General features: G+C 71.8%; 8 protein-coding genes. 4 read left to right on the top strand and 4 right to left on the bottom strand.

The annotated features are described in order from the left end of the window. Positions 1–311 precede the first annotated feature (311 nt). The 4 genes from BZY54_RS45650 to BZY54_RS45635 all read left to right on the top strand — a co-directional run bounded on the left by BZY54_RS45650 (position 312) and on the right by BZY54_RS45635 (position 5,682). Positions 312–1,106 (top strand): MIP/aquaporin family protein, encoded by a 795-nt coding sequence (locus tag BZY54_RS45650; RefSeq protein WP_086731237.1) that lies wholly within the window; start codon positions 312–314, stop codon positions 1,104–1,106. Between the two features lie 118 nt (positions 1,107–1,224). Continuing rightward, the gene (gene glpK, locus BZY54_RS45645; RefSeq protein WP_086731236.1) at positions 1,225–2,763 is read left to right on the top strand and encodes a glycerol kinase GlpK; all 1,539 of its coding nucleotides are present in this window, start codon (positions 1,225–1,227) and stop codon (positions 2,761–2,763) included. Positions 2,764–2,772: 9 nt separating this feature from the next. Further along, on the top strand, positions 2,773–4,389 hold the full coding sequence (locus BZY54_RS45640; RefSeq protein ID WP_086731235.1) for a glycerol-3-phosphate dehydrogenase/oxidase: 1,617 nt from the start codon (positions 2,773–2,775) through the stop codon (positions 4,387–4,389). 240 nt (positions 4,390–4,629) lie between these two features. Beyond that, positions 4,630–5,682: a PAC2 family protein gene (locus BZY54_RS45635; RefSeq protein WP_086731234.1), complete on the top strand. Its 1,053-nt coding sequence runs from the start codon at positions 4,630–4,632 to the stop codon at positions 5,680–5,682. Between the two features lie 124 nt (positions 5,683–5,806). Here BZY54_RS45635 and mshC read toward each other — a convergent pair whose 3' ends face one another. From mshC to BZY54_RS45615, 4 genes are all read right to left on the bottom strand, one after another. Continuing rightward, positions 5,807–7,036 (bottom strand): cysteine--1-D-myo-inosityl 2-amino-2-deoxy-alpha-D-glucopyranoside ligase, encoded by a 1,230-nt coding sequence (gene mshC / locus BZY54_RS45630; protein ID WP_086731233.1) that lies wholly within the window; start codon positions 7,034–7,036, stop codon positions 5,807–5,809. A gap of 112 nt (positions 7,037–7,148) precedes the next feature. Further along, on the bottom strand, positions 7,149–7,988 hold the full coding sequence (locus tag BZY54_RS45625; RefSeq protein ID WP_086731232.1) for an SCO1664 family protein: 840 nt from the start codon (positions 7,986–7,988) through the stop codon (positions 7,149–7,151). Then, on the bottom strand, positions 7,952–8,542 hold the full coding sequence (locus BZY54_RS45620; protein WP_086731231.1) for a DUF3090 domain-containing protein: 591 nt from the start codon (positions 8,540–8,542) through the stop codon (positions 7,952–7,954). Before BZY54_RS45620 ends, BZY54_RS45625 begins: the two co-directional genes overlap by 37 nt. Positions 8,543–8,659: 117 nt before the next feature. Then, positions 8,660–9,346, bottom strand: coding sequence for a histidine phosphatase family protein (locus tag BZY54_RS45615; RefSeq protein ID WP_086731230.1), 687 nt, complete (start codon positions 9,344–9,346; stop codon positions 8,660–8,662). Between the last annotated feature and the right edge of the window lie 48 nt (positions 9,347–9,394).

Here is a 9,394-nt window from a genome sequence, read left to right as displayed (position 1 = left end):
CGCAAGGCCGGTACGGCGTCGCCGTACCGGCCTTGCGCGTGTCCGTGACGCGCTCCGCGCGGGCTTTGCGGGCGGGGCCGCGGGGCAGCGATCAGTAACGATCGTGCTTTCGACAACAGAACTCTTGACGCCCATGTGACAGCGAGGTGAGACTCGCGTCCATCGGTCGGCATTGTCGAACACCTTCCGGCAATACGCGTTAGAGTGTGACGACGCCAAGGGCCGGCATCGCTCTCACCCCCCGAGGGCGCCAGACCCCCGGCGGGACCCGGGGTTCGGCTACCCCTGGACGAAGGACAAAGGAGTCGCGGGTGTCCAGCTCCGACATCTTCATCGGCGAGACCATCGGTACCGCCATACTCATCCTGCTCGGCGGCGGCGTCTGCGCCGCCGTGACCCTGAAGGCCTCCAAGGCCCGTAACGCCGGCTGGCTCGCCATCGCCTTCGGGTGGGGTTTCGCCGTCATGACGGCCGTGTACATCTCGGGCCCGCTGTCCGGGGCCCACCTGAACCCGGCCGTGACGGTCGCCCTCGCCATCAAGGACGGCGACTGGACGAACGTTCCGACCTACCTCGGCGGTCAGCTGCTCGGCGCCATGATCGGCGCGACCCTGGTGTGGGTCGCCTACTACGGCCAGTTCCACGCCCACCTGACCGACAAGGAGATCGTCGGCGGTCCGGGTGCGCAGGCCACCGCCGCCAAGGCCGTCGAGGCCCAGGAGAAGGGCGCCGGTCCGGTTCTCGGCGTCTTCTCCACCGGCCCGGAGGTCCGCAACGCGGTGCAGAACCTCGCCACGGAGATCATCGGCACCGTCGTCCTGATCCTCGCGGTCCTCACCCAGGGCCTGAACGACAAGGGCAACGGCCTCGGTGTCCTCGGCGGCCTGATCACCGCGCTCGTGGTCGTCTCGATCGGTCTGTCCCTCGGCGGCCCCACGGGTTACGCCATCAACCCGGCCCGTGACCTCGGCCCCCGCATCGTGCACGCGCTGCTGCCGCTGCCCAACAAGGGCGGCTCCGACTGGGGCTACGCCTGGATCCCGGTGGTCGGCCCGCTGATCGGCGGCGCGATCGGCGCGGGCATCTACAACCTCGCGTTCGCCTGACGACGGCCGCGCTCGCGGCCCTCGGGCGGCGAGCGCCGCGGCCCACCGCAGGCGTACCACCGCCCCGCCGCACCCACAGCACCACTGCCCACGGACCTCAGGACTTCAGGAGCACACAGTGACCGACGCCCACACCGCCGGCCCGTTCATCGCCGCCATCGACCAGGGCACCACGTCCTCGCGCTGCATCGTCTTCGACCGGGACGGCCGGATCGTCTCCGTCGACCAGAAGGAGCACGAGCAGATCTTCCCCAAGCCGGGCTGGGTCGAGCACGACGCCGCCGAGATCTGGACCAACGTCCAGGAGGTCGTCGCCGGTGCCATCGAGAAGGCCGGCATCACCCGCGACGACATCAAGGCCATCGGCATCACCAACCAGCGCGAGACCACCGTGCTGTGGGACAGGAACACCGGTGAACCCGTCCACAACGCCATCGTCTGGCAGGACACCCGCACCGACGCCCTGTGCAAGGAGCTCGGCCGCAACGTCGGCCAGGACCGCTTCCGCCGCGAGACCGGCCTTCCCCTCGCGTCCTACTTCGCCGGCCCCAAGGCCCGCTGGCTGCTCGACAACGTCGATGGCCTGCGCGAGCGCGCCGAGGCGGGCGACATCCTCTTCGGCACCATGGACACCTGGGTCATCTGGAACCTCACCGGCGGTGTCGACGGCGGCAAGCACGTCACCGACGTCACCAACGCCTCCCGCACCCTCCTGATGAACCTCCACACCATGGAGTGGGACAAGAAGATCGCCGAGTCGATCGGCGTGCCGACGCAGATCCTGCCGGAGATCCGCTCCTCCGCCGAGGTCTACGGCGAGATCACGGGCGGCCGGCTGGGCGAGCTGCTCGGCGGCATCCCGGTGGCCTCCGCGCTCGGCGACCAGCAGGCGGCCCTGTTCGGCCAGACCTGCTTCTCCGAGGGCGAGACCAAGTCGACGTACGGCACCGGGACCTTCATGGTGATGAACACCGGTGACAAGATCATCAACTCCTACTCGGGCCTGCTGACCACGGTCGGCTACCAGATCGGAGACAACAAGCCGGTCTACGCCCTGGAGGGCTCGATCGCCGTCACCGGCTCCCTGGTGCAGTGGATGCGCGACCAGATGGGCCTGATCTCCACCGCCGCCGAGATCGAGACCCTCGCGCTCTCGGTCGAGGACAACGGCGGCGCCTACTTCGTGCCGGCCTTCTCCGGCCTGTTCGCCCCGTACTGGCGCTCCGACGCCCGCGGTGTGATCGCCGGCCTGACCCGGTACGTCACCAAGGCGCACCTCGCGCGCGCCGTCCTGGAGGCCACGGCCTGGCAGACGCGGGAGATCGCCGACGCCATGACCAAGGACTCCGGTGTGGAGCTCACCGCCCTCAAGGTCGACGGTGGCATGACCTCCAACAACCTGCTGATGCAGACGCTCTCGGACTTCCTCGACGCCCCCGTGGTGCGCCCGATGGTCGCCGAGACCACCTGCCTCGGCGCCGCCTACGCCGCCGGCCTCGCCGTCGGCTTCTGGACCAGCACCGACGACCTGCGCCAGAACTGGCGCCGGGCCGCCGAATGGACCCCCCGCATGGACGCGGACACCCGCGACCGTGAGTACAAGAGCTGGCTCAAGGCCGTCGAGCGGACCATGGGCTGGCTCGAGGACGAGGAGTAAGAAACCGCAATGACCAGTCAGTCCACCCTGCAGTCCGTGCCTGCCCTGGGGACGCGCCCGGCATCCGGCTCCAACCCGAGCCGCGCCGAGACCCGGGAGCAGCTCTCCAAGGCGACGTACGACCTCCTCGTGATCGGCGGCGGCATCCTGGGCATCTCCACCGCCTGGCACGCCGCGCAGTCCGGGCTCAGGGTGGCTCTGGTCGACGCCGGCGACTTCGCCGGCGCCACCTCCTCCGCCTCCTCCAAGCTGCTCCACGGCGGTCTGCGCTACCTGCAGACCGGAGCGGTGAAGCTGGTGGCGGAGAACCACTTCGAGCGCCGTGCGGTCTCCCGCCAGGTGGCCCCCCACCTGGCGAACCCGCTCACCTTCTACCTCCCCGTGTACAAGGGCGGTCCGCACGGCGCGGCGAAGCTCGGGGCGGGCGTGTTCGCCTACTCCGCGCTCTCCGCCTTCGGTGACGGCGTGGGCCACCTGCTCTCCCCGGCGAAGGCGGCGCAGGACGTGCCCGAGCTGCGCACGGAGAACCTCAAGGCCGTCGCCGTCTACGGCGACGACCAGATGAACGACGCGCGCATGGCGCTGATGACGGTCCGCGCGGCCGTCGAGGCGGGCGCGGTCGTCCTGAACCACGCCGAGGTCACGGGCCTGCGCTTCACCAGGGGCCGGGTCACCGGCGCCGAGCTGAAGGACCGGCTGTCCGGCGACGAGTTCGGCGTGGACGCCCGGCTGGTGCTGAACGCCACCGGCCCGTGGGTCGACCACCTGCGCCGGATGGAGGACCCCAACGCCGCGCCGTCCATCCGTCTGTCCAAGGGCGCGCACCTGGTCCTCAAGCGCACCTCCCCCTGGAAGGCCGCGCTGGCCACCCCGATCGACAAGTACCGGATCACCTTCGCCCTCCCCTGGGAGGACATGCTGCTGCTCGGCACCACCGACGAGGAGTACGAGGGCGACCCGGCGGACGTCGCGGTCGACGACAAGGACATCGCGCAGATACTCGACGAGGCCGCGTTCTCCGTCCGCGACCAGCAGCTCGACCGTGACCTGATCACCTACGCGTTCGCGGGCCTGCGGGTGCTGCCGGGCGGCCCCGGCGACACCGCCAAGGCCAAGCGCGAGACCGTCGTGACCGAGGGCAGGGGCGGCATGCTGTCCGTCGCGGGCGGCAAGTGGACGACCTTCCGGCACATCGGCCGTACGGTGATGAAGAAGCTGGAGTCGCTGCCCGGCCGGCCGCTGGGCGACGACTTCGAGCCGATCTCGACGCTGCCGAAGAAGCTGCCGCTGCCGGGCATCGCCAACCCGCGCGCGGTCGCGCACCGGCTACTGGTGGACCGTCCGGCGCCGGGCCCGCGGATGTCCGCGGACACCGCCAGGCACCTGGCCACGCACTACGGTTCGCTGGCGTTCGACATCGCACGCCTGGCCAACGAGAACCCGGAGCTGGCCGAGCGGGTCCACCCGGACGCCCCGGAGATCTGGGCGCAGGTCGTGTGGGCCCGGGACCACGAGTGGGCCGAGACGCCGGACGACGTGCTGCGCCGCCGTACCACGCTGACGATCCGCGGCCTGGCCACGGGCGAGGTCCGGGCCAAGGTCCAGGACCTGCTCGACAAGGAGTGACCGTGGTCGCCGTCGGGCAGCGCTAGGGTTTCTCGCTCGGATCATGCCGGCGGCAGGGCCCGAGGGCCGGCCCCCACCGCACCGGGGGCCGGCCCTCGCCATGTGGCGATCATGGGTGTTCGAGTGTCTCGGACGGGGCAGTGATGCGTTCACTCCCCCGTGCAAGGGGGCTGCGGGCGCCCCCGCCGCACGCCGTAAGGTTGGTGGGTCAAGCGAGGGCACGTCGGAAGGAGGCACTGGGTGATCGAGCTCGAGGGGGTTCCCGAGCTGATCGACCCGGTCATGGTGGCCGCGTTCGAGGGCTGGAACGATGCCGGCGACGCCGCCTCCACCGCGGTCGCGCATCTGGAGAGGGAGTGGAAGGGCGAGGTGTTCGCGGCGCTGGACGCCGAGGACTACTACGACTTCCAGGTGAACCGCCCCACGGTGTTCATGGACGGCGGCGTGCGCAAGATCACCTGGCCGACCACGCGGCTGTCGGTGGTCCGGGTCGGCGGCGAGAAGCCGCGTGACCTGGTGCTGGTCCGCGGGATCGAACCGTCCATGCGCTGGCGCTCGTTCTGCAACGAGTTGCTCGGCTTCGCGCACGAGCTGGGCGTGGAGCTGGTGGTCATCCTCGGCGCACTGCTCGGCGACACCCCGCACACGCGTCCGGTGCCGATCAGCGGGACCACGTCCGACGCGGACCTGGCCCGCCGTATGGACCTGGAGGAGACCAAGTACGAGGGACCCACGGGCATCGTGGGCATCCTCCAGGAGGCCTGCGCCCACGCCGGCGTCCCGGCGGTCTCCCTGTGGGCGGCCGTCCCGCACTACGTGTCGCAGCCGCCCAACCCGAAGGCCACGCTGGCCCTGCTCAACCGTCTGGAGGACCTGCTGGACCTGCGGATCCCGCTGGGCGAGCTGCCGGAGGACGCGCGCGCCTGGCAGGTGGGCGTGGACCAGCTGGCCGCCGAGGACAGCGAGGTCGCCGAGTACGTCCAGACGCTGGAGGAGGCCCGGGACACCGCCGAGCTGCCGGAGGCGTCCGGCGAGGCGATCGCCCGTGAGTTCGAGCGGTATCTGCGACGCCGGGACGGCGGCGGCCCGTCGTCCGGTGGGCACGCCACGGTGGACGGCGGCGAGGGCGGCTCGTACCTGCGGGACAGTCCGAGCGGCCGTACGCGCCCGCCGAAGCCGCCGAAGCCGGAGACGGAGACCGGGCCCGAGACGGGACCCGGGGCCGGGCCGGAGACGGGACCGGAGCAGGGACCCGGGACCGGGCCGGACGACGAGGACCCGCCGGAGGACTGAGACCCGGATACGACAAGGGTCAGGGGCGGTGCGCACGGTGTGCGCACCGCCCCTGCTCGTGGGTTCGGTCTCCTGATGCCGGGTCAGGCCGGGGAGCGTGGGCGGGTGGCCGTCCGACGGGTGGTCAGAGGGCCACGCCCAGCAGGGCGTCGACGGCCCGCGAGACCAGGCCGGGGGCGCCCGTGTCCGTGCCGCCCCGCTCGTGCTGAAGCGTCACCCAGCGGTCGACCGCGGCCAGCGCGGCCGGGGCGTCGAGGTCCTCGGCGAGGGCGTCGCGGATCTCCTCCACCAGCGCGTCGGCCGACGGGCCGTCGGGCCGCGAGACGGCGGAGCGCCAGCGGCCGAGCCGGGCCACCGCGTCCTGGAGGACCTGGTCGGTCCACTCCCAGTCGGAGCGGTAGTGGTGGGCGAGGAGCGCGAGCCGGATGGCCGCCGGGTCGACGCCGTCGCGCCGCAGCCGCGAGACGAAGACCAGGTTGCCCTTGGACTTGGACATCTTCTCGCCGTGCAGCGCGACCATGCCGGCGTGCACGTAGGCCTTGGCCATGGGGAACTCGCCGGTGAGCACCTGGGCGTGCGAGGCGCCCATCTCGTGGTGCGGGAAGGCGAGGTCGGAGCCGCCGCCCTGGACGTCGAAGCCCATGCCGAGGTGGTCGAGGGCGATGGCCACGCACTCGATGTGCCAGCCGGGCCGGCCACGGCCCAGGGAAGCGCCGTCCCAGCTGGGCTCGCCGTCCCGGGCCGCCATCCACAGCATCGGGTCCAGCGGGTTCTTCTTGCCGGGCCGGTCGGGGTCGCCGCCGCGCTCCGCGGACAGCAGCCGCATCGCGGCGGCGTCCAGGTGGGAGACCTCCCCGAAGTGCGGGTCGGACTCGACGGAGAAGTAGACGTCCCCCTCGAGTTCGTACGCCGCGCCCAGGTCCCGCAGCCGTTCGACCAGCGGGACGATGCCGGGTATCGCCTCCACGGCGCCTATGTAGTGCTCGGGGGGCAGCATCCGCAGGGCGGTCATGTCCTCGCGGAACAGGGCCGTCTCCTGCTCGGCCAGCTTCACCCAGTCGACGTCGTCGCGCTGCGCCCGCTCCAGCAGCGGATCGTCGACGTCGGTCACGTTCTGGACGTAGTGAACCTGCCGCTTGGTGTCGAGCCACACGCGCTGCACGAGGTCGAACGCGTTGTAGGTCGCCGCGTGACCCATGTGGGTCGCGTCGTACGGCGTGATGCCGCAGACGTAGATACGGGCGACGGGACCGGGGTCGAGGGTGACCAGACCCCCGGTCGCTGTGTCGTGGATCCTCAGGTCGCGGCCCTGACCTGGCAGGGCGGGGACCTCGGAAGCGGGCCAGGCATGCATGTCATGAGCGTAACCGGACCGCGGTCCCGTCCACGAACCGGACCCGTGCGGATGACCGGTAAGGCACTCTTGCGGGATTCGGCCTCGTGTGCCCGCGCGCCTGCGGGCGCCGCTACACCGGTGGCCAGGGGATCGCCGGCCAGTCGCCGTTCGGTTCGGGGTGGGTGCCGGAGGCGAGCAGGGCGTCCACGCGCGCGCGGGTGGCGTCGATCTCGGCCGGCGTGATCAGGCCGGCCAGCCGGACGGCGAGACGGCCGCCGTCGCTCAGGGCGTCCTTGAGGCCCTTGAGGACGTCGAGGGACTCCGGGGGCAGGGGCTCGCCCGCCCAGCCCCACAGGAGCGTGCGCAGCTTGTCGTCGACGTTGAACGTGACACCGTGGTCGATGCCGTACAGCCGCCCCTGCGAGGTGGGCAGCAGGTGGCCGCCCTTGCGGTCGGCGTTGTTGATCACCGCGTCCAGCACGGCCAGCCGGCGCAGCCGCTCGTCGTCGGCGTGCACGAGCAGCGCGGTGCGGCCCTCGCCGACCTCGGCGAGGGCGATCGCCTTCCAGCCGGGTCCGGGCTCCTCGGCGTTAATGAGCGCGAGCAGCTCCGCGTCGTCGCCGTCGGGGGTCGCCTCGATCCACAGCTGGACCATGCCCTCGCCGTACGGCCCGTCGCGCAGCACGGTGGGCGGGACGAGGCCCCAGCCGGTCGCCTCGGAGACCTCGTAGGCCGCCACCTCGCGGCCGGCGAGGGTGCCGTCGGGGAAGTCCCACAGGGGGCGCTCCCCGGCGACCGGCTTGTACACACAGGACGCCTCCCGGCCGTCGAGGGCGACCGTGCAGAACAGCGCCGCGTTGGAGGCGTCACGGATGCGGCCGCGCACGGTGAGCTCGCCGCGGGCGAGCAGCTCGACGAACGCCCCGTCGGGCGTCACGCTCCGCGGCGGTATCCGTTCTGGCGCGGACATACGTGTCCTTCCGGGTCCAGGGGCAGGCTGCACAGAGGGCACGGCGGCCGCCCGGCGTTGACGACGTCGAGGGCGCGCTTGGCGAAGGCCCTCGCCTGGGCGCCGGTGAGGCGGACCCGCAGCATCGGAGGGCCGTTCTCGTCGTCCTGCAGCAGCCGCTCCTCGGCCTCGGCGAGGTCCTCCTCGGACTCGGCGTCGAGCTCGACCAGGGCCTGCGCCTCGACGATCATGCGCTGCTCGTCGCCGTCCCAGGCGAGCGCCATGGTGCCGACGCGGAACTCCTCCTCGATGGGGGTGTCCAGCGGGCCGGTGTCGGCGATCTCGGTGGGCGCCATCGCGGGAACCGAGGCGTTGCCGCCGCTGCGCCGCACGACCTCGTCGAGCAGCTCGTCCATGCGCTCGGCGAGCGCGGCGACCTGGGTCTTCTCCAGGGCCACGCTGGTCACCCGGGAGCCGGCGGTGGCCTGGAGGAAGAACGTACGGCGCCCGGGCAGTCCGACCGTGCCGGCCACGAAACGGTCCGGGGGGTCGTAGAGGAACACCTGACGGGACACGTCCTGTCTCCATGGGAGTCGGGGAAACGACGGAAAGGGGCGGATGCTGGGGGAACGGGTGGATGCTTCGGGGTCGGGAAGTCGACGGGGACCGCTTCACCCTACTGCGGCGGACGATCACGGTGCGCCCGCGTCGCCTCCGACCGGTGCGTCGTCGCCGGGCGGCTCCTCGCGCGGCGCGAGGGACGCGAAGTCGCCGGTGTCGCCGAGCCGCACGAGGAAGGGCCGCAACCGGGTGTAGCGGATCGCGGTGACGGAGCAGGGCTCGACGGAGATCCGCTGGAAGAGGTCGAGGTGAAGACCGAGTGCGTCCGCGACGAGAGACTTGATGATGTCGCCGTGGGAGCACATCAGGTATACCGCGTCGGCGCCGTGATCGCGCTCCACGCGGGCGTTCCACTCGCGTACGGCCTCGGCGGCTCGGGTCTGCATCGCGCGCATGGACTCGCCGCCCGGGAAGGCCGCCGCCGAGGGGTGCGCCTGCACCACCTCCATCAGCGGCTCGTCCTTGAGCTCGCTGAGCTTGCGGCCGGACCAGTCGCCGTAGTGGCACTCCCCGATCCGTTCGTCGGTGTGCGCGGTCAGGTCGGGCTGGGCGTCCAGGAGCGGTTGTACGGTTTCCCGGCAGCGTTGCAGCGGACTGGTGACGATCTCGGTGATCGGCAGTCCGTCGAGCCGGCGGGGCAGTGCGGCGGCCTGCTCGGCGCCGCGTTCGTCGAGGGCGACACCGGCGGTCCAGCCGGCGAGCAGGCCCGCGGTGTTGGCGGTGGAACGTCCGTGCCTGACGAGGATCAGCGTGGGCATGCGGCCAGGGTAGGCGTATGCGCGACTCCGGCGGCCGCCGGGCGAAGG

It is taken from the genome of Streptomyces carpinensis (genome assembly GCF_002154505.1).
Lineage (GTDB): Bacteria > Actinomycetota > Actinomycetes > Streptomycetales > Streptomycetaceae > Streptomyces > Streptomyces carpinensis.
Note: the sequence above shows the minus strand (reverse complement) of the source record. Positions and strands in the feature narration are given on the sequence as shown.